This is a genomic window from Desulfosporosinus sp. FKA (assembly GCF_002196785.1).
GTDB classification, from domain to species: Bacteria; Bacillota; Desulfitobacteriia; order Desulfitobacteriales; family Desulfitobacteriaceae; genus Desulfosporosinus; species Desulfosporosinus acididurans.
The window spans coordinates 49,406-69,298 of sequence record NZ_NAHZ01000013.1 but is presented as its reverse complement, the minus strand read 5'-3'; the positions used below and the strand labels follow the sequence as shown (position 1 = coordinate 69,298).

General features: G+C 37.2%; 17 protein-coding genes and 1 pseudogene. 17 read left to right on the top strand and 1 reads right to left on the bottom strand.

Annotated elements, in window-relative coordinates:
- Positions 1–388 precede the first annotated feature (388 nt).
- From B5771_RS02975 to B5771_RS02940, 8 genes are all read left to right on the top strand, one after another.
- Positions 389–1,057 (top strand): universal stress protein, encoded by a 669-nt coding sequence (locus tag B5771_RS02975; protein WP_088186206.1) that lies wholly within the window; start codon positions 389–391, stop codon positions 1,055–1,057.
- Between the two features lie 91 nt (positions 1,058–1,148).
- Positions 1,149–1,775 (top strand): hypothetical protein, encoded by a 627-nt coding sequence (locus tag B5771_RS02970; RefSeq protein WP_088186204.1) that lies wholly within the window; start codon positions 1,149–1,151, stop codon positions 1,773–1,775.
- A gap of 683 nt (positions 1,776–2,458) precedes the next feature.
- Positions 2,459–3,088, top strand: a complete 630-nt coding sequence (locus B5771_RS02965; RefSeq protein ID WP_088186202.1) for a hypothetical protein — start codon at positions 2,459–2,461, stop codon at positions 3,086–3,088.
- Between the two features lie 439 nt (positions 3,089–3,527).
- Positions 3,528–4,454 (top strand): sulfite exporter TauE/SafE family protein, encoded by a 927-nt coding sequence (locus B5771_RS02960; protein WP_088186200.1) that lies wholly within the window; start codon positions 3,528–3,530, stop codon positions 4,452–4,454.
- A 5-nt stretch (positions 4,455–4,459) separates the two neighbouring features.
- A complete protein-coding gene (locus tag B5771_RS02955) occupies positions 4,460–4,933 on the top strand; it encodes a hypothetical protein (RefSeq protein WP_047810601.1) in 474 nt (157 codons plus the stop codon).
- Between the two features lie 259 nt (positions 4,934–5,192).
- Positions 5,193–5,750 carry a universal stress protein gene (locus B5771_RS02950; RefSeq protein WP_088186198.1) on the top strand — a complete coding sequence of 186 codons (558 nt, stop codon included), beginning with the start codon at positions 5,193–5,195 and terminating at the stop codon, positions 5,748–5,750.
- A gap of 1,244 nt (positions 5,751–6,994) precedes the next feature.
- Positions 6,995–8,824 (top strand): SulP family inorganic anion transporter, encoded by a 1,830-nt coding sequence (locus tag B5771_RS02945; RefSeq protein ID WP_088186196.1) that lies wholly within the window; start codon positions 6,995–6,997, stop codon positions 8,822–8,824.
- A gap of 67 nt (positions 8,825–8,891) precedes the next feature.
- On the top strand, positions 8,892–9,512 hold the full coding sequence (locus B5771_RS02940) for a hypothetical protein (RefSeq protein WP_088186195.1): 621 nt from the start codon (positions 8,892–8,894) through the stop codon (positions 9,510–9,512).
- A 183-nt stretch (positions 9,513–9,695) separates the two neighbouring features.
- Here the strand turns inward: B5771_RS02940 and B5771_RS02935 are convergent, their stop codons facing one another.
- Entirely contained in the window at positions 9,696–10,922 is a 1,227-nt protein-coding gene (locus tag B5771_RS02935; protein ID WP_088186193.1) for an aminopeptidase, read from the bottom strand.
- 340 nt (positions 10,923–11,262) lie between these two features.
- On the opposite strand from B5771_RS02935, the gene B5771_RS02930 reads away from it, so the two are divergent.
- From B5771_RS02930 to B5771_RS02895, 9 genes and pseudogenes are all read left to right on the top strand, one after another.
- Complete coding sequence (locus tag B5771_RS02930; protein WP_088186191.1) at positions 11,263–11,610, top strand: cupin domain-containing protein; 348 nt, start codon at positions 11,263–11,265, stop codon at positions 11,608–11,610.
- Between the two features lie 336 nt (positions 11,611–11,946).
- A pseudogene (locus B5771_RS25175) lies at positions 11,947–12,525 on the top strand (TerD family protein); the annotation flags it as partial.
- A 333-nt stretch (positions 12,526–12,858) separates the two neighbouring features.
- Complete coding sequence (locus B5771_RS25170) at positions 12,859–13,353, top strand: TerB family tellurite resistance protein (protein ID WP_348982927.1); 495 nt, start codon at positions 12,859–12,861, stop codon at positions 13,351–13,353.
- A gap of 50 nt (positions 13,354–13,403) precedes the next feature.
- Entirely contained in the window at positions 13,404–13,811 is a 408-nt protein-coding gene (locus tag B5771_RS02920; RefSeq protein ID WP_047810608.1) for a TIGR02328 family protein, read from the top strand.
- 103 nt (positions 13,812–13,914) lie between these two features.
- A complete protein-coding gene (locus B5771_RS02915; RefSeq protein ID WP_088186187.1) occupies positions 13,915–14,877 on the top strand; it encodes a multidrug resistance efflux transporter family protein in 963 nt (320 codons plus the stop codon).
- A 93-nt stretch (positions 14,878–14,970) separates the two neighbouring features.
- A complete protein-coding gene (locus tag B5771_RS02910) occupies positions 14,971–15,309 on the top strand; it encodes an ArsC/Spx/MgsR family protein (RefSeq protein ID WP_047810610.1) in 339 nt (112 codons plus the stop codon).
- 35 nt (positions 15,310–15,344) lie between these two features.
- The gene (locus tag B5771_RS02905) at positions 15,345–17,819 is read left to right on the top strand and encodes a YceG family protein (RefSeq protein WP_088186185.1); all 2,475 of its coding nucleotides are present in this window, start codon (positions 15,345–15,347) and stop codon (positions 17,817–17,819) included.
- A gap of 240 nt (positions 17,820–18,059) precedes the next feature.
- The gene (locus B5771_RS02900; protein ID WP_047810612.1) at positions 18,060–19,184 is read left to right on the top strand and encodes a toxic anion resistance protein; all 1,125 of its coding nucleotides are present in this window, start codon (positions 18,060–18,062) and stop codon (positions 19,182–19,184) included.
- 246 nt (positions 19,185–19,430) lie between these two features.
- Positions 19,431–19,862 carry a MarR family transcriptional regulator gene (locus B5771_RS02895; RefSeq protein WP_088186183.1) on the top strand — a complete coding sequence of 144 codons (432 nt, stop codon included), beginning with the start codon at positions 19,431–19,433 and terminating at the stop codon, positions 19,860–19,862.
- The last annotated feature ends 31 nt before the right edge of the window (positions 19,863–19,893 follow it).

Below are 19,893 nucleotides of genomic sequence, written 5' to 3'. Positions count from 1 at the left end.
TACCCAAATTCCCTGAATTAGGCATTCTATGCGTATTCTATCCGTGATGAGCTAGTTTGGTAAGTTAGGAATTCTATGAAAAAGCGAGAGATTCAAAGAAAATCATTAGATATTATAGGGAGGTGATGGTGAAGGCTATTTAGTAGAGGATCGGAATATATACTTGACAAAATAAATACCTTTATCAGTGGTATTGTTAGATGATGACATGAAAGTATGATAAAAAAAACAGCCTTGTAAAGGCTGCTAAGAAATTTGACATGTTAATTATACCATAAACTCGAAAAAATACTGACTAATTATTTTCGAAATAGATGAAAGAATATGCGAAAATTTTAATCGGATTTATTTTATATGGTTCAAGTTATTTAGGGAAGGGGCTATTTATATGGCAAAATCAAATTTTAATGTTTTGCTCTATTCAGATGGATCGAGACAATCGATCTCTGCTGCTGTATATGCCGCATCACTCATAAATAATATTCCTAATATGAAATTGACAATTCTTCAAATACATGAAAGTCATGAACGTTTTATGGGGAGTGAATTTAGTTGGATTGAATTAAGACGAAAGTATAAGAGGATTTACTGGGAATCTGAATCGGAACTTAGTTGGTCCCAAACTTATCTTAAAATTCCTAACGATGATTGGTTTAAACGAATGCTTAATTCAGAGGAAGATTGTGGAGATCAATATGCTCGTATAGTATCGAAAACAAACCGAATTTTTGTAGAAAGTTCGCACAGCATTAAACATCAGATATTATATTCCAATATTAATAAGTCAGATATCTCCGATACAGCAGATTTAATTTTAAACTATTCAAGTAGAAACTCATTTAATCTAATTATTATAGGGTCGCAAGGTTTCTCAATGTTTAATGGGTTGATTTTCGGGGGCTTGGCTCATAAAGTACAAAATAAGTCATCAATTCCAGTACTCTTAATTAAAAAGCTGCCTCAAGAATTTATTAGTAATTTCTTATCGGATACTAGAGAAGAAAACTGCCCGATTGCACATATGATCAGTGGCCGTACAAGTAATATATTTTTTTAACGTATTCAGCAGAACAAGATAACTTGCCCTAAATGAAGATTTCTCTTTGGGACTTTTATATGCATGACTGAATCTGAAAGAAGGGATAAATTTGTCATCGTTAAATGAAACTAATACAACAATTTCAAATCCACCTGAAGAAGTTGAACGGGAGACCGGAGATAAATCATATCCGATTTGGCTGTTAGTAAACCCTAAACATCCGGCTGTACGCCATAATATTTGGGCACCAGTGCTTGCGGAGATACAAGAAAAGGTTTATAGAGACTTGCGTACGAGAATTGATACAACGAAACTATACACGAGAAAAGTTGTTAGTGACAGCCGAATAATTCCCAATACTTTAAATTGGTGGGGTACGGAATTAGCTAAAGAAATTGAGCTTTTCAGAGGGATCGTTGTGGATTATCAACCAAAGATATTAATAACATTTGGCTCATTTCCTTTTGAATTTGTGCGAAGAGTCTATGAAATATATCCGGAGAAAGGCCCAAAATTTTGGGGTACCTCAAATTTAGGGGATGAATTTGGCAAAGCTATTGAAAACTTTGATATCACGAAAACTAATCGAGTTCCTTTGCTGCGCAGAGTTGTAAAAAGTGGGAGATTTATTGAAGATCATAACTATTATGGAGAAAACTATTTTCAGTATGTAGGGAAAAAAATAGCTGAAAAGATTATTGATAATAAAGATAGTCTTGATATATGGATCAAATAAGGAATTAAGTGCACAACTGCCCTGAAGGCTCAAACTTCAGGGCTTATTTTTAACTGCCAATTTTTCAATGGTGAGATTGATTTCTAGGAAAAAAATATTTTAGGTAATTAAGAAATATTATAATAATTGGTCAATAAAATTCTGCAAACTTTTAAAATTAATACTCTATTTGATAAACCGCGAAGTGTAAAAACAATCACGGGGTTTAATGATTTTTAATTGACTTTGATTTTCAAGTTTTTTCTCTTGTTTTTACCTCTTTAGCGCCCGAACACGTCAAAGGCTGTTATATTAATAACTCAAAAATATAGTCAAAGTTAATGCAGCGAAAAAGATAGATTAACTAAAATGGGATAAACAGGAACTCAGACACGCTATAGCCATAGAATAATCTAATTACGATAATATTGCCTAGTTATAGACAATATCTTAACACAATGATAATCTTTAATTGTGAGGATAAGTACATACTTTAGGTGAGGAGGGAGACGATACTATCATAATCTTAGATATAGAAGCAATAGAGTTAAGAAGGCATATCTAAGGGCTGCTAAGAAATTTGATAAATTTTCAATAAAGTATTAGTTATAGATTAAGACAGTTGTTTGATAAGCTAATTCCTGACCCAAGCTAAAGAACTGATAACATTTAGATGTTTAAATCTTGAGAGGAGGAATTTTTATATGTCTAACTTAACGCTTAACAGATATATTCCTGCAGTAGAAAAAATCAAACAGGAGACAGGAGATAAAAGTTACCCTATATGGCTGCTTGTTAATCCCAAACATCCTGCTGTTCGTCACAATATATGGACTCCTGTTCTTGCTGAGATACAGGATAAGGTATTCCGAGTTTTGCATTCACGGATAGATACCTCAAATATTTATATTCGGAATGCAGTTAGAGTAAGTGAGCTCGTTCCAAATACTCTAAACTGGTGGGGCGTTGAAGTAGCAGAAGAAATTGAGGCTTTTAAGGAAATTGCCGTTGAATATATGCCTAAAATTATTATTTCCTTTGGCGCATTTCCTTTTGAATTCTTGAGAAGAGTTTATCAGATTAAACCTGAAAAGGGACCAAAGTTTTGGAGTACTGCTAATCTTGGTCAAGAATTTGGAAAGTCAATCAATAATTTTGATATTACGAAGACAAACAGAATTCCGTTGCTCCGACGAGTCATTGAAACCGCAAAATTTACGGTTGATCAAAGTTATTCGGGCCCTCATGACGGCGAGACATACTTTCATTATGTTGGAACAAAAATAGCGGATAGAATTATTGAGCATAAGGATGATCTCGATATTTGGATTTAGCCCAATCATTAGTGCAATTTTGAACTAAGTGAATAATACCTGTTAAGATTAAGTGAACTCGTTCAGCTAAAGCTGAACATCTGGGCTGATAAACATTAAATTATGATCATTTTACTGAATTGAGTAAAGCTTCAATAAAATTATTCTCTTGTGAAAATAAATCGGAATTGACAAAAGTTTCAGGCGAAATCGATAGAGGTCTGTAGTGAGTATGTTCCTACGGGCCTTTACTATTTTTAGGTGACTTTATAGAGGGCTTGAGTCATAAATAAAATCGATTATGAACATATTGTTATCCTATAGACACGAGGCAAAGACAAATGTTACTCTATTTGTGAGAAGACTCACATGTTAAAAGTAAGGGGGGTGAGATTGATAAAAAACTATAAGTTGAAGACTTAATGCCTAGAAAATTTAACGTATATAGGAGGCCCAGAATATGATCGGACAATTTTTCGCCCACACCAGTTCAATATTTGCATCAACTAGTCTTGCTGTGGCGAATGCAGCTAGTACCCCAGGTATGCCCTGGTGGGTATGGCCGCTTGCCTTGATGGTAACAACCTTCTTTATTGGTATTGTTTCGGCCCTGGCAGGAATTGGGGGAAGTACACTTTTTGTACCAATCATTAGCAGCTTCTTTCCTTTTAACTTTGATTTCATTCGAGGCACGGGGCTATTTGTTGCTCTTGCATGTTCATTGTCTGCCGGACCTAAGCTTCTCAAAGCAAATATGGCAAGTTTGCGATTAGTTATTCCCCTAGCATTGCTTGCTTCCTCTTCAAGTATCGCTGGAGCATATTTAGGACTTGCTCTACCACAGAATATATTGAAAATATTATTAGGCGTTTTAATAACAGGTATAGCCTTAGTATTTGTGTTTTCGAAAAATAGTGAAATTCCTAAGATTGGCCGTCCGGATTCTTTAGCTCGTTATCTGAATATCGGGGGCGCATATTATGAGTCTTCCAGCGGCCAAGATATCAACTGGACGGTTTGGAGACTGCCTCAAGGTTTGTTGCTCTTCTGCGTTATCGGGGTTATCGCTGGAATGTTTGGAATTGGCGCAGGTTGGGCTAACGTTCCTGTATTGAATCTCCTGCTAGGGGCTCCTCTCAAAATAGCAGTTGGTACGAGTATGTCACTACTGGCAATCACTGATACCTCAGCGGCCTGGATTTATTTAAATCAGGGTGCAGTACTGGCAATAATTACTATTCCTTCAGTTCTTGGCATTATGCTTGGATCACGTGTAGGTGTTCGGCTTCTCAATATTACAAAACCTAAATCAATCCGCTATATTGTAATCCTTATGTTATTATTTGCAGGGTTAAAATCTTTATTAGATGGATTAGGATGGGGGTAAAAATTATGAATAGTCAAGCTTCTGTTTCCAATGGCCATGCTCCAAGTGTAGTCAATACTTCGGATGCTGCTCTAAGTTCAATGGTTAGTCCTGAACAGAATCGATATGCAAATATTTTATTAGTATGTTCCTGGGCCGGCATAGGTATTATGGCTGTTACGTTTATTCTATATATGGCCGGTTTATTTAATCCAATGGTTGCGCCTTCGCAAATGCCTCAGTATTGGGGGCTTTCAGTTCATGAATATGCAAAACTTACTAATGCTCCTTCGGGTTGGAGTTGGTTAACAATGGTCAGTCATGCTGATTATATGAATTTAGTTGGATTAGCATTTTTAGGATTAGTTTCTGTTATTGGGTATATTACCTTGTTTTTCAATTATTCTATGAAAAAAGATATACCCTATGCAATTATGGTTGGGCTGGAAATTATTATTATACTCTCGGCAGCTTCAGGCGTTTTTCATGTAGCCGGATAAGAAAATTTCATTTTCGTGAGATCGCTTTTCTGAAACCTAATAAGATAACTGTTAATTAATGAGATTCTGACCTGAGTAGGTCTAAAGCAATTTCAGAGATGATAATTGATTATGCTCATATCTGGGCTTAACTAAATGTGAAATCAAAAGGGGATTTGAAAAAGATCTGAAAAAATCTAAAAAAACTTTAAAACACTAGAGACTGAGAACTTGTAATTATGATAAAATAGTTCTAAATTTTATTAGGAGAGATTGAATTATGAATGATTCTCAGTTTAAAGTGCTTCTTTACTCCGATGGCTCGCATCAGGCTTTTTCAGCAGCGGTCTATACTGCTACACTACTACAAAACATGCCCGATATGCAATTAACGGTATTAAGAGTTATTGAGGAAACCGAATCTCCTTCATTTAAATCGTATGATTGGAGAGATACTTGGCCTGCTACTCCAACTTCTGAATGGATGAAGCATGTCCTTTCCGAATCGGATAACGAGACTGAGCAAGAATATTATAAGATTCTTCGTAAAACAAATCAAATCTTCTTCAACCAGGGATATAATGTTGCCCATAAAGAAATATACACTAAGAGTACAAGCGATGCTCCTAATGATACTTCTCATATTGAAGATATAATCCTTGAATATGCAAATACCAATTCTTTTGATCTGATTATTATTGGAACTCGCGGTTTATCAAGTTTTAAGGGGTTAATCTTCGGCAGTTTAGCCCATAATTTACTTAATAAGTCAACGATACCAGTTATGCTGATTAAAAAACTTCCGCAAGAATTTATTGATAGTTACTTGGAAAATTGATAGGAATTATTGTTAGACATTTATCCAATCGTAAGACTCCCACTTATATAAGTGAGAGTGGTTCCCACACCTAGCTTCGGTGGGGTAGAGTCCCCCGCCGAAACCCTGCTAAGGATTTGAGTTATAGATGTTATAGAATTGTCCCCCAAAATAGTAGACAAAAATAGGTTAAAACGATGTCGAGGTGACCGAATAAGCGGTCACCTCTTTTTATGCTGCGTTTATCCAGTTTTTAAGTGGGGTAGAGTCCCCTCTGAAGCACCGATGTTCAGCTTTAGCTGAACGAGTTCACTTAACGGTACTGTACGGGATTCATGCCGGCAAGCTTTTTAAAAATTTTTTTAGGATCATTCTTTCAGCATCGATAATAATTATTGATTAGCTACTGCTTTCAACTGGATACCTAAACCATCAATTGGCGATTTAAAGAATGGGAATGTCGAATTGTAGAAAAGAAAAGATATTTTTGGTTATTTTTAAACATTATATTGGGAGTAATTAATCTGAGCAAAGAGAAAAATTCACAAAGTAATCAAAAGGCTAAGAGCAGTATAGAGGAGCTAAATCACGAATTACATTATTTATCATTTTAACCATTACGTTAATCGATGGTGAGCATATTGATTTCCCATAGACAGAACAAAAACATAATGTTAACCTTTTAGTAAAGTTAGTGAAATATTTAATTTGGAGGTGAGAGTAATGTTAACAGGTATATTAGCGATCATGGTTATGGTAGCATCCTTCGGAGTTATCTTAGCGGATCAATTGGGGCAAAGAAGCGGAGGAAGAGAGCATGTGTAAATGGACAGTTATAGAAACAAAAACAAAAACAAAAACTTCAACGATTGGGTTAGAGTTAAAAAAATAAAAAAAGCAGCCTCGAAGGCCGCTAAAAAATGTGACTAAATAAATTATACCAGAATTCCTTATGGTTATCTACCCTGACCAAGTAACTGCTGCAAAATCTCATGCTTAAAAGAAAAGAAGACTTAGTTGCAGCCTAAGTTGTAGGCTGCAACTAAGTCTCAATCAAAGTCATCTGGGTTAAGGAATTCTAGGCCGCCGTTTTTAGGGCGATTTGAACGTCTATAGGTATAGGTTAACACCAATAGGCTTGGCTTTTTGTTGCTAAATTTTAAGACTAAAGTTATGCCTTAAACGTTCGGAATAACAACCCTAATGTATTATCAACGACTCAGATAGCTTAGAGGGTTGTTATTCAGAGGAAAGGTGGGATTAATTTGAACCTAACAGGATTTCGCTATATTCCTGTGATTTCTACAATTAAGAACTACAAAAAGGAATATTTGACCAAAGACTTAATTGCTGCTTTGACTGTTGCTGTTGTAGCGATTCCTCAGTCAATGGCTTATGCTCTGATCGCGGGAGTAAATCCACTTTACGGTCTATACACGGCTATCGTGTCTTCCATTTTCGGTTCAGCTTTTGGAAGTTCGAAACATTTAGTTACAGGTCCCACAAATGCCATATGCTTACTCGTTGCAGGAAGTATGCGAAACTATATGGGACTTGATAATGCTTATCAAATGCTCTTTCTTATGACGTTCCTAGTGGGGACTTTACAAATGTTATATGGAATAATTAAACTAGGAAAAGTCATTAATTTTGTATCACATAGCGTTATTGTGGGGTTTACCGCGGGTGCAGGTGTTTTAATCGCCCTGGGACAATTGAATACCATACTGAGCATTTCGATTAAAAATTCAGCCCAATTACCAACTATGGAGAAACTTTACTATGTATTAACTCACCTTAATCAGACAAATCTTTATGCATTAGGACTAGGATTATTGACGATCGTAATCATTGTGACATGTAAAAAAATCAATAAAAACTTGCCTGGTGCGCTTATAGGGATTATTATCCCGATCTTAATAATTGTCATGTTTGGATTGGATCAAAAGGGAGTTAAACTTACAGGAGCTATACCTTCGTCATTGCCTCCTTTTAGAATGGTTCAATTCAACTTTGATGCAGCAAGTAAAGTATTTAGTGGGGCTATTGCAATTTCCGTGATTGGTTTAGTCGAAGCGATATCAATTTCTAAATCTATTTCAAGTACCTCTCGACAAAAAATCGATGCCAATCAGGAATTTATAGGACAGGGACTTTCGAATATAATATCTTCGTTTTTCCAGTGTTTTCCTGCCTCGGGTTCCTTCACTCGTTCTGCCATCAACTACCATAATGGAGCTGTGAGCAGATTGTCGGGAATTCTGTCCGGTGTGGTGATAGCCATTGTTCTCTTGTTCTTTGCACCCTATGCCCGCTATATTCCGAATCCTTGCCTAGCAGGAGTTATCCTGGTAACAGCATATAGTTTAATTGATCAGGAAGAAATTAAGAGTATTATCAAATTAGGGAAATTAAATTCGGATTCTTTAGCTATGGCGGTAACTTGTTTAGCAACAATCCTGCTGCCAGATTTAGATTATGCGATTTATACGGGCATAGTGTTATCTATAATACTTTATCTTAAGGACACGAATAAATCACCAATCAAATTGTTCATTCCTTCACAGGGAAGGGATTTGAAAATTAACCGACAGGAATTAATGGTCGTAGATGAGAAAACTGATTTGCTTATAATCCAATTAGAAGGGCATTTGTATTTTGGCTCTGCCTACGATTTAGAACAAAAACTTGATAGTTTGGTCGATAAAGCTAATCTTTATATTTTGGAAATGAAAAATGTTATCTCCCTTGACGTAACAGTACTAAATGCCTTGAAGGTTTTCATTAAATCTGTCAATAGGTTTGGCGGAAAAGCCATGATCTGCGGAGTAAGACCGGAGATTAATTTACTACTTTTAAAGGCGAATCTAGATACTGAATTAGGAGTGGATAACGAGTTTACCTTGTCAGAAGACGAACTATTAAAATTAATAGCTCTTGATATCGAGAAAACTAGGGTTCCATTTTCTTGTGAAAATACGAACACGGAAACTAATAATTTCGCCTATCATCTCTTACAGTCTGTTTCGAATTTTAATGGGGGGAACAACTCCGATAAAAAACCAGCTTATTTTGAAAATACCAGCACTAATTAAAGGTGATTGTAAGCCCAAAACGACGAGTGATCGACGATCGATAAATTGATTGAGAGGCGGGATCAAAATGACAAATCTTATACGCCATAACTATATATCGCAGACTGAAAAGGCTAAGAGAGATACAGGAGATAAAAATTATCCTATTTGGTTATTGGTAAATCCCAAATATCCTGCAGTTCGCCATCAAATATGGACACCGGTTCTTGCCGAAATACAGGATAAAGTATATCGGGAAATCCAAACGAGAATTGATACAACAAACCTATATATTAGGAACGCAGTAACTGATAGTGGTATCGTTCCTAATACCTTAAACTGGTGGGGCGTTGAAGTCGGCGAAGAAATAGAGATGTTCAGGGAAATTGTCTTAGACTATAAACCGAAAATTATTATAACATTTGGTGCCTTTCCCTATGAATTTCTGCGACGGGTCTTTAAAATCAAGCCGGAGAAGGGACCAGTCTATTGGGGAAATGCTATTTTAGGCGAAGAATTTGGCAAAGGAATTAAGAATTTTAATATAAACAAAACTAACCGAATACCTTTGCTCCATCGAGTTAATGCGGGTGTAAAGTTTGTTGAGAATCAAAATTACTTCGGCGAGAGCTATTTCCAATATGTTGGGGTGAAAATCGCTGAGAAAATTATTGAATATAAAGATAATCTTGATATCTGGATAAAATAAATGTGTAATTGATGATCGCCGCGGGGCTGTGTGGCGTTCACGCTTCGCTAGTATAGTGGAGCGTGAACGCCTTTATTAATGATCAGGCAAGCGAAAGTGGGGATTCAATGAGGGCTCCCACAAGTTTTGAATGCGCTGACGTGTTGGTGAAGCTGCCCGGAAAAAGAATAACAAATGAATGAGTTAGAAGGCGAAATTTCCATTTTGAAAGACTGGGATTTCTCTTCCATCCCATGTTTCTCCGATTATCTCTAAATCATTAGTACCAAGCATGAAGTCAACGTGTATTAAAGAATCATTAACACCTAATCTCTGTAATTCTTCTGCATTCATTGCTTCACTATTCTTAATACATACAGGATAGGCTTTACCTATAGCTAAATGGCAAGATGCGTTTTCATCAAAAAGTGTATTGTAAAACAGAATATTTGAATTTGAAATGGGAGAATCAAAAGGAACTAAAGCAACTTCGCCTAAATAATGAGAACCCTCGTCTGTTGCAATGAGATTTTTCAGCGTATCATACCCTTTCTTTGCAGAGAAGTCAACGATTCTCCCATCCTTAAACGTAAAGGAAAAATCTTCGATTAAATTTCCATTGTAATTTAGGGGCTTTGAACTGACGACGGTACCATTTACTCCATTTCGATCAGGCAATGTAAACACTTCTTCAGTAGGCATGTTGGCAATAAATTCAACCCCTTCAGGAGTGAAGTCTGAACCACCAAGCCATTGGTGGTTTTTAGGGAGCGAAATGGTTAAATCAGTGCCCAAAGAATTCCTGTAATGGAGTGATTTGAACGCATAGTTATTGAGGAAATCCAGATTCTTCATGAGGTTGGTTTTATGGTTATTCCAGGCCATAATCGGGTTTTCAGTGTCAACTCGTACTGTCATAAAAATAGTTTCCCATAGCTTGGTTAGTGCCTCTTCAGGTTGCAGCTCTGGAAATACCTTTTTAGCCCAAGCTGCGGTGGGAATAGAAACGACACTCCAAACATTTTGATTACTCATACAACGATCGCGGTATTCTTTTAAAGCCATGCTGCTTGCTTTTTGGGCTTTCATCATACGCTCAGGACTGACGTCTTGCATAAGTTCAGGGTCAGAAGCAGAAATAGTTAAGAAAGCAGCTCCCTGATGAACATAAGAGAGATAGAAATTTTTCTGCCATTCAGGGAATTCATCGAATATTTCTTCAGAGGCGTTCAAAAAACGAATTTTTGAAAAGAGTTCGTCTCTCCATTGGATTATGACATCTCTTGCCCCTTCTTGGTAAGCTGTCTGGGCAACCAATCGGGCAAATGATGCACATTCAATAGGAGACATAACAACGAGGGTCTGATTTGGCTGGAGATTTAAACCGGTTTTTACAATAAGTAAAGCGTATTTTTCTAAACTATTAGTCATGATAACATTCCTTCCTAACAAAATTGGCCTCATAATTTATTTCTTCATCAGCATCTAATATATGCTAAAAGCGAGGTGCCCATAAGCGAAAGATTCTTTGAGATGATGTATTTATAAGCTTAGAATGACTTGTTAAATTATAACATATATTTTCTGAAGAATTTCTCTTAATATCATATAAATATCTTCAAGGTGCAGTGAACTAAGAAGTGGGCGTCTTAAAAACTGGAATAAGCTATTAGCAGAGAGAATAGTCTGTAAAATTGAGAAAAATATTCTTAATCTAAAAGAGGATATGATATAATTATTCGGTGATTAAATCAAAGGAGAGTGACATTCAATGCTAAAACATGGAGATTCTTTAAAAAAAGAAACAGTTTTTGAACGTTTTGGTGGAAAAGGAGAGCTCCAAATAACTCATTTTCTTAATGTTGATGAATTTAATGGCAAGGGAAGACTATTTGCTAAAAATGTACTCCTTCCTGGGGCGTCCCTTGGTCTTCATGAACATGTCGGCGATTTTGAAACATATGTCATTCTCAGCGGGGAAGGCCTTTTAAATGATAATGGAGAGCAAAAAGCTGTCAAACCAGGAGATGTGATTATTACTCGCAGTGGCGAAAAGCATTCTATTGAAAATACGGGGAACCAGAATTTGGAGTTTTTAGCTCTTGTCATTTTTGACTAGTTTTCTGGTAGATACTTACTCACTTTAAAAGACGATACCTTGCTGAAACATAAGAATAACTGGAGATAATCCAGCCAAAAGGTCAAAAGGAATGAAATGCTCCTCTTGTAGTAGAAGACAGTTTAAAAAGAAACTGTTTATTTTATTACATTTAGGAGCGTTTTAATATTTTATAGGTAAAAAGTGTTCTAAGCATAAGATCAAGTTCCTTTGCAATGCAGCGGAATAAGCTATATAGTTTTACCATAATGTTTGCATGGCCTTGGTTTTATATGGTAAACTTCATTTAATTTAATAAGAATTTTGACGTTTAAAATAGAAAGGCGGGGAAAGCTAATGGCTGTTAGATTGAGTAAAGGGCAAAAGGTCGATTTAACTAAGAGTCATCCGAATTTGCAAGAAATTATTGTTGGCCTGGGGTGGGCTCCAAATGTTTCAACGAATAGTTATGATTATGATTTAGATGCTTCAGCTTTTCTGTTAAGTACCAATGGACTTGTCAAAGATGAAAATGATTTGGTTTTTTATAATAACCCATCAGGTGGCCAAGGTTCTGTTAAACATAGCGGCGACAATAAGAAAGGATCCGGAAGCGGAGATGATGAGCAGATCCGAATTAACCTTCAAGCTGTGCCATCATATATTGAAAGAATTGCCTTTACGATTACCATCAATGATGCTCAACTAAAGAGACAAAGTTTTGGCGATATAAAAAGCTCTTACGTTCGAATTATTAACGCAAACACCAATGAGTTACTGCTAAATTATGACTTGGGTCAAGATTTTTCAGTCGAAACGGCTATTGTAGCTGCAGAACTATATCGCCATGGTGGTGAGTGGAAATTCCATGCCATTGCAAGCGGGTTCCAAGGTGGTTTGGCCGCCCTCTGTCGAAATTTTGGCTTAGAGGTTGAAGAAGATCAAACGTCAACAAGCAGAAACCCTAATATCAATAATGAACGAAATTTCTCTGCAGGTAATTATGGAAATAGACAAGAGACAAGCATCGATCATGCAACTTATGGAAGTTCTTATGCAAGCCCATCATCTGGACAGACAAACTATCCTTCCTCTGAACTATCCCGAAATTCAGGGTATCAACAGGATCATGGTGGTCTGACTTGTCCGCGTTGTCATTCGACTCAAATAACGGCAGGAAAGAAAGGATTTGGAATCGGCAAAGCTTTCGTGGGGGGTATTTTACTTGGACCTGTCGGCCTGCTGGCTGGTTTTATCGGCAGCAGAAATATGGAATTTGCTTGCTTGAGCTGTCGAGAACGTTGGAATGCGGCGAGCAATACCAATACCGCTCAGTGGCTTCAACAACAGACGGAAAATGCCAAAAATGTCGTTAATAAGTATATGGGCAAAGACCTAACGGATGCTCTGGTAGCTGGGAGTGCCTTGGTCGCTATGGCAGACGGAGTAATTGATCCCTCAGAACGGGAGAAACTCATAGATTATTTCAGGACGAGTCAAGAAATGCGTGGTATAAATATTCGCGACGTTGACAGTCGGTTTACCGAATTTGTTCAAAAAATAAAAAATGACCCCATGTTAGGTAAAGCAGAAGCCTTGAGAGCTGTTGGCAAAGTCGCTCATAAACCGGAAGCAGCTCGTTTAGTTGTCCGTCTGTGTTGTGCTATTGGTTTTGCAGATGGAGAATTTTCGCCGGTCGAAAAGAATGTTGTGAGTGAAATATGTCGGGAAGTTCACTTGGATCCCAGGGAATTCATTTATTAATACAATATGGTTTAAGGTTTATTCTTATAGCAGCTAAGGAAGGGTGTTCTATGCGGCTCTGGCATCAAGATCTCTTACCTTTTTTGCCTCGCGCCCAACTCCTTGGACAACACCGCGAGTGCTGCGCTTTGCGAGGCAAAGGGTGGGGGAAAAGACATTCGACAGTCGATTATGTTTTTGCTTACGACGTCGAAAAGCTTGTTAGCTTTCATCGTCTTGTTCTTAATGAAATGAAACGCCGCGGCTACAAACCAGATCAACAGTGGTATACCCCTGAATACAGGGGGAAAAATATAGGGCCGTGGGTCGGCCTTTCACTTGAAAAATCAGACATTCCAGTAGCTGCTCATATTTACCCTGAACATGATAAGGCGTATTTAGAAGAATGCTTATTAAATCTCAGACAGAAAGGGATAGAGCTTAAAGTGCCTATTAACGAGGATTCTTGTCCTCCATAACGTTATATTATACAATAATATTATGGTAATGGTATAAACCAACTAACCTATACAATTTCCAAAATGGTTAAAATAGGTTGTATAGTTCTGGAGGAGGAACACTTTGAAAGCCATTATTCTGGGTATTTTAGCATCATTCTTTTTTGCTTTCACCTTTGTGCTTAATCGGGCAATGAATCTTGCCGGAGGCAGTTGGGTATGGAGTGCAGTTCTGCGCTATGAGTTTATGGTAGGGCCGTTGCTTTTAATTGTCCTTCTCCGGGGAAATTTAAAAAACCTTCTGTTGGATTTGCTAAGAAGGCCTTGGTTATGGCTTGGTTGGAGTACAGTTGGCTTTGGTTTATTTTATGCTCCTTTATGTTTTGCCGCTGACTACGGCCCGGCCTGGTTAGTGGCTAGTACGTGGCAAATTACGATTGTCGCGGGTTCTTTACTGGCCCCATTTTTTTTTGAAGTTGTTTCTTCAGACAATGGATTACAAAAAGTACGTTCGAGAATACCTGTGAAAGGCCTGTGGATTTCCCTAATCGTCCTGATAGGGGTTGCTGTTATCCAATGTCAGGAAATACAACATCTCGCTCTACGGGAGATTCTACTCGGAGTACTTCCGGTTATTGCTGCGGCTTTCGCGTATCCTCTAGGAAATCGTAAAATGATGGAAGTTTGCGGAGAACGTTTGGATACCTATCAAAGAGTTCTGGGAATGACATTAGCAAGCCTTCCGTTCTGGCTGATTCTTTCTATCTATGGCTATATGAGTGTTGGACTCCCCAGTCATCAACAAGTTATTCAATCCTTGATTGTAGCTCTATCGTCCGGTGTAATTGCCACTGTCCTCTTTTTCACAGCAACTGATCTTAGCAGAGGCGATCTTCATAAACTAGCTGCAGTTGAAGCAACACAGTCCGGTGAAATTATTTTTTCGCTCTTGGGAGAGATTTTTGTTTTAAAGGGAAATTACCCCAGCATCATTTCAATCATAGGTATCGGACTTGTAATTCTTGGCATGACGCTTCATAGTTTCAATTCTGGAATAAGAAGGAAAGACGAATCTGTCTCACTATGAATGTTTACTTGGTGTAAGTATCAGTTTATTGGAATAATGCCATAATTTAAGCAGATGCATTTGATGGAGAACTATGGTAAGGGGAGTTAAGGAATGACTATACAAATCTTTGGTGTTAAGAAATGTTTTGATACTAAAAAGGCAGAACGCTATTTTAAAGAGAGAAGAATTTCTTATCAATTTATTGATTTAGCACAATTTGGTTTAAGTAAAGGCGAACTGCAAAGTGTTAAGTCTGCAGTTGGTTTAAATAATTTAATCAATTCTGAGGCCAAAGATTATAAGCTATTAATGATGGAGCGAATGATTACACCCCAGGGCAAGGAAGAGATGTTATTGAAGCATTCGAGCCTTTATCAAACACCGATTGTACGTAATGGGAAATTGGCAACAGTAGGATATAAACCGGAGGTATGGGACTCTTGGGTCTAGTACAAATCATGGTTTTTCTAAAGAGGTGAAATAGGATGGAGACAAGCCCAAATGATCAAATGATGTTGTTGGAAATCGAAAAACTTTTTAAGGATCTTCTGTCTCCTTTGCAGGAAAGAGAAGGGGGTCCACCTGCTTACTTCTATCGAATTGTCGGCTGCGATAATCAGAAGGAATTATTAAGTCGAGTCGCTAGTTTTGCGGAAAAGCTACAATCTACGGACAATTTTAAGATTTGGGACACGGTAATTCCCTTGCCCAGTGATCAAAAAATTATTGAAAGAATTAAGGGAATTCTAGAACCGATTTCCCTCAAAGATTATAATAACGGGGCTCTTCTCAATGTTCTTGAAGGCAAAGGCTATTTCTCTCTAACGATAGATGATTTGAGTCCTCAAACCATTCGCGAGGCTTTTGCGATTGTAATTAATTTATATATGGTTAATGATCAACCTAAAAATATTAGTATCGCCATGAACTTTGTGACAAAAGTTCTGCTCTGGTACACTGATTTTGGGCAGCTTTGCCCAAAAAATCGGATTAAGCCGAAAGTTCTCTATTGGGGAAGCCCTAAGACCCATGAAGTATACTTTCTGATTTTAGTGTTCCTGCTCGGCGGTGATGTCATTGTAATTAATACAACCTTTAACGACCGCTTTGATAACGTCGATAAGCAAAATCATTTCTGCCTGCCCATAAAATTATCCCAAGAAATACCCCTTCCTTCCTTTCCCCAAAGACGGCCGCTGGTGGAAAATAGCCCCAAAAACATCTCTGCTATTCAATCCCCAACAAAGGCAGCGCAAAGGCCCTCCAATTTAATCTCTAAAATAAAAACTGATCCTGCAATCGTAGTGAAATTGCAGCATTCAGATAATCCTTTGCAAGATATTCTCCTTCCGTTACCAAAACGCAGTGGTTATATTTCTGGACAGTTCCCGATTTTACCGACATTATTTACACGTTATATCGGTGTGCCTGTTTCTTCAGATGATTGGAAAGCAGAATACTATAACGACCTCTATAATTTAGACCGAACCTTACAGCGTTCGGGTCATTATCTGAAGTTTATTGAGGGTGTTTCTGCTCCTACCCCCGTGGAAAGTTCCTTAATTCCGGAGCAATTTGCCCATGGTTCCTTTGAGACTCGTGAGGATATCTTAGAAAAGATTCTGCAAGCTAATTTATTGCCTCAGCTAAAAAACTCAATCTTCAGTAATACGCTTAAACAATCGTTTATCGATTCAGCAAATCTATTTTGTGATAGTCAATCGCATTTCACATCTTCAATTTTCTTGAATTTTTGTTTGAAGCTCGTAGTATGGATTAATCGCTATCTGCCCAAACTGCTGGAAGGAAGCGACCCCTTGTCGAAAGATGGGGAGGGAGGAATTCTTCAGGAACAATGCTTTAAAATTCTCTTTTATGGCCCTATTAAACTTCATGAGGTTTATTTATTGGATTTTTTTCATAGGATCGGAAGTGATGTGCTTTTTATTCATTCCGAGTTGGACGGTGACTCAACGTTTAAAAATTTCGACAATAATGGTACAATGACTCAAGTGATCAGAAACTTAAATAGTTTACCATTAGTGCTATTTCCTCAAAAAGAACAATTAATCCGTAAAAGTACCGTGGCGTATAATGCCTCAAGAGAAATTGAAGAAGTTATTTACAGTGAGGATGTCGGTTTATATAAACCTTGGCAATTCGAACAATACTTGACTCAACCAATTACTCTGAAAACAACGTATGATGAGCTGAAGATACTTTGGCAGGAAGCAGCTAAAATTAGACCTGAATTCAAAGTTCAAAATCATAAAGTTTATATTCCTAATCTCTTCGCCAAGATAAATGGAGTTCATGAGGATTTAAGAGAGTATTGGCAAGATCTAAAAACTTTTGCCCAGGCTTCCAATACTCACTTGATCAAAGCTGTACCTTTCTGCAAAGTGACCTATTCCAGACAAGAACTTTATCAAGCCGATTATTTATTTAATCCTCAAGGTTATCTTGATGAGGATAAAGTTATGAAAAGTCAACATTATAAATTTGCGTATCTGAGAACACCTTTGCAAGAGTTTTTGCTTTCTAAAATCAACGAACTTCTATATTCGAATGTGTTTCTTTTCCAAATTGATGAACGGATGAAATTGAAGATTTTAATGACAGTTTTGACCATGGATGATTCTTTGATCAAGCTCATAGAAACTTTTGATTTTCCTCAAGAAATTCCCAAACTTATTGTTTATGATTCTAATAAGGAAAGTTTTTCGGAATTTGACGCGATATTGATTGCTTTTCTGAATCTAGTCGGACTGGATATTCTTGTTTTTACTCCTACTAAGTATAATACCCTTGAACAACTAATCAGGCCAAACCTTTTTGATGTATTTCAGCTGCCTTTGTTGAAATATGACCTTGATCTCCCAGAACTATACAATATTCCGTCCCCTTCGACTCATAAGCAAGGGTTTTTCTCGAGATTTTTCAATAGTAATAAGCTATAGTATTGATGTCAAGGCTGGGAATATCAAGGGATAGGTGATTATAAGCTTTTATCCAATTGTAAGACTCCCACTTCTATAAGTGGGAGTGGGTCCCCCGTACTCTGCTTCGGTGGGGGTAGAGTCCCCCACCGAAGTCTCGATGTTCAGCTTTAGCTGAACGAGTTCACTGAAGCTAATTAGAGGTCGAAAAAATGACCACGAGATGCTCTTAATTTAGCAGGAAATGAGGTATAAAAGAACATGGAAATCCAAGGTTTTACAACGACATTGACTGAGGACAAAAGCTTAGTTCCGGCGCCTGTTCCAGAGTTTAATGTTGAACAAACTAAAAACGAAATTATGGCTAAGGTTAAAGAAAGCCCGGAAGTACGCAGTATTGTTCGCCAAATCAATATTGAAGATGTTAGTTCAATTATGAGCTTTGGGAAAAATACGTCAGAAGAGGTTTCAAGATTTGCCGATGCTATTTTGCATTCCATGCAGACAACGAAAGTTGAAGATTCAGGTGAACTCTTATTGCAGCTTAATAAAATCATGGACAAATTTGATATTAAGGACTTCGAAGAAAAATCGCCGGGATTTTTAGCAAAGATGTTTTCTAAAGCTAAAAACTCTGTAGAAGCTTTGTTCCATAAATATAACTCTATGGGTGATGAAGTTGATAAAGTCTTTGTTACTCTAAAACAATACGAAGCGGAAATCAATACTGCAAACAAGCATTTAGAAGACATGTTTATGAGAAATACGGAATATTATGAGCAACTGGGTCAATATATCTATGCCGGTCAAGTCGTCCTGGACGAGCTGAAAAACAATATTATTCCTGCTGCCCAAACTGCGGCTAATCAGACGGGTAATCAGCTTGATCAAATTAAGGTTAATAACCTCTTGCAAATACAAGAGATTATGGAACAGAGAATCTATGATTTACAACTGGCCGAAAATGTTGCTGTTCAAAGTATGCCGACCATCAAATCTATTGAATATGGTAATTATAATTTAATCCGTAAGATTAACTCAGCTTTTGTTATTACCATGCCAATCTTCAAACAATGTTTAGTTCAGGCAATTATGTTAAAACGGCAATCGGTCCAAGCTAAGGCAATGAGCGCTTTGGATGAAAAGACGAATGAACTTCTGCTCCGCAACGCAGAAAACACAGCCTTGCAATCTAAAATGGTTGCTAAGTTAGCTTCGGGAAGTTCAGTGAGTATTGAGACTCTGGAAAAATCCTGGCAAACAATCGTTAAAGGAATAGAAGAGACCAAGGCTATCCAAGATGAAATGAGGCAAAAACGTATTGATGGCACAAAACGTTTAGAGGTTTTGAAACAAGACTTTATAAATCGTGGAATTATTCGCTGATCATAAACGGCAATTCAAAATCGCAGACAACCATAATGCAACGTTCCGATGATGAAAGAAATTAACGGGCCGATCCAATAAATCGTGCCCGTTAATTTTATAAAAAAGTAAGGATTAATTTATATATAATGTTTTGAAAATTTAATTAAATTCTTGAAAATTACTTAACTGAAAACTATAATGGTATTACAATCATTTGTATACCATTAATTGTAGTACCAACAAAATGGAGGTCTGAAGGCAAAAATGATCACCGATAATTCATGCGGTCCCTCAAAATATATTTGTTATAAGCTGAGCCGTGTTATGAGAAAACTATATCGTTATTACGAGAGTAATCTTTCCACCTATGGTATTACTCCGTCTCAGTTTTACGTTCTGACCGTAGTTTGGGAGAATGACGGACTCAAGTTTAAAGATCTTGCTAAACGTTTAGAAATGGATGGATCGACCCTGACGTCCATCCTGGATCGCATGGAGAGACAAGACTTAGTAGAGAGGAGGGACGATCCTGAAGATAGACGGTCTCTATTAGTTTGTCTAAAAGAAAAGGCACGTGCAAATATCTTGGAAATGACTAATCTTGCAGAAAAAATGGATCAAGAGATCAAAGAGCGTTTTTCCAGAGAAGAATACGCTATTTTTGAAAAGGTTTTGGAGAGTCTTTTCCAAGATTGAGGAAAAACTCTGGTTGCTTTAGATAGGAACC

What these genes read in the sequence shown, in the direction of transcription:
- B5771_RS02975 (WP_088186206.1), top strand. Translation starts at nt 389, where the DNA reads ATGGCAAAATCAAATTTTAATGTTTTGCTCTATTCAGATGGATCGAGA.
- B5771_RS02965 (WP_088186202.1), top strand. Translation starts at nt 2,459, where the DNA reads ATGTCTAACTTAACGCTTAACAGATATATTCCTGCAGTAGAAAAAATC.
- B5771_RS02960 (WP_088186200.1), top strand. Translation starts at nt 3,528, where the DNA reads ATGATCGGACAATTTTTCGCCCACACCAGTTCAATATTTGCATCAACT.
- B5771_RS02955 (WP_047810601.1), top strand. Translation starts at nt 4,460, where the DNA reads ATGAATAGTCAAGCTTCTGTTTCCAATGGCCATGCTCCAAGTGTAGTC.
- B5771_RS02950 (WP_088186198.1), top strand. Translation starts at nt 5,193, where the DNA reads ATGAATGATTCTCAGTTTAAAGTGCTTCTTTACTCCGATGGCTCGCAT.
- B5771_RS02940 (WP_088186195.1), top strand. Translation starts at nt 8,892, where the DNA reads ATGACAAATCTTATACGCCATAACTATATATCGCAGACTGAAAAGGCT.
- B5771_RS02935 (WP_088186193.1), bottom strand. Translation starts at nt 10,922, where the DNA reads ATGACTAATAGTTTAGAAAAATACGCTTTACTTATTGTAAAAACCGGT.
- B5771_RS02930 (WP_088186191.1), top strand. Translation starts at nt 11,263, where the DNA reads ATGCTAAAACATGGAGATTCTTTAAAAAAAGAAACAGTTTTTGAACGT.
- B5771_RS25170 (WP_348982927.1), top strand. Translation starts at nt 12,859, where the DNA reads ATGGAATTTGCTTGCTTGAGCTGTCGAGAACGTTGGAATGCGGCGAGC.
- B5771_RS02920 (WP_047810608.1), top strand. Translation starts at nt 13,404, where the DNA reads ATGCGGCTCTGGCATCAAGATCTCTTACCTTTTTTGCCTCGCGCCCAA.
- B5771_RS02910 (WP_047810610.1), top strand. Translation starts at nt 14,971, where the DNA reads ATGACTATACAAATCTTTGGTGTTAAGAAATGTTTTGATACTAAAAAG.
- B5771_RS02905 (WP_088186185.1), top strand. Translation starts at nt 15,345, where the DNA reads ATGGAGACAAGCCCAAATGATCAAATGATGTTGTTGGAAATCGAAAAA.
- B5771_RS02900 (WP_047810612.1), top strand. Translation starts at nt 18,060, where the DNA reads ATGGAAATCCAAGGTTTTACAACGACATTGACTGAGGACAAAAGCTTA.
- B5771_RS02895 (WP_088186183.1), top strand. Translation starts at nt 19,431, where the DNA reads ATGATCACCGATAATTCATGCGGTCCCTCAAAATATATTTGTTATAAG.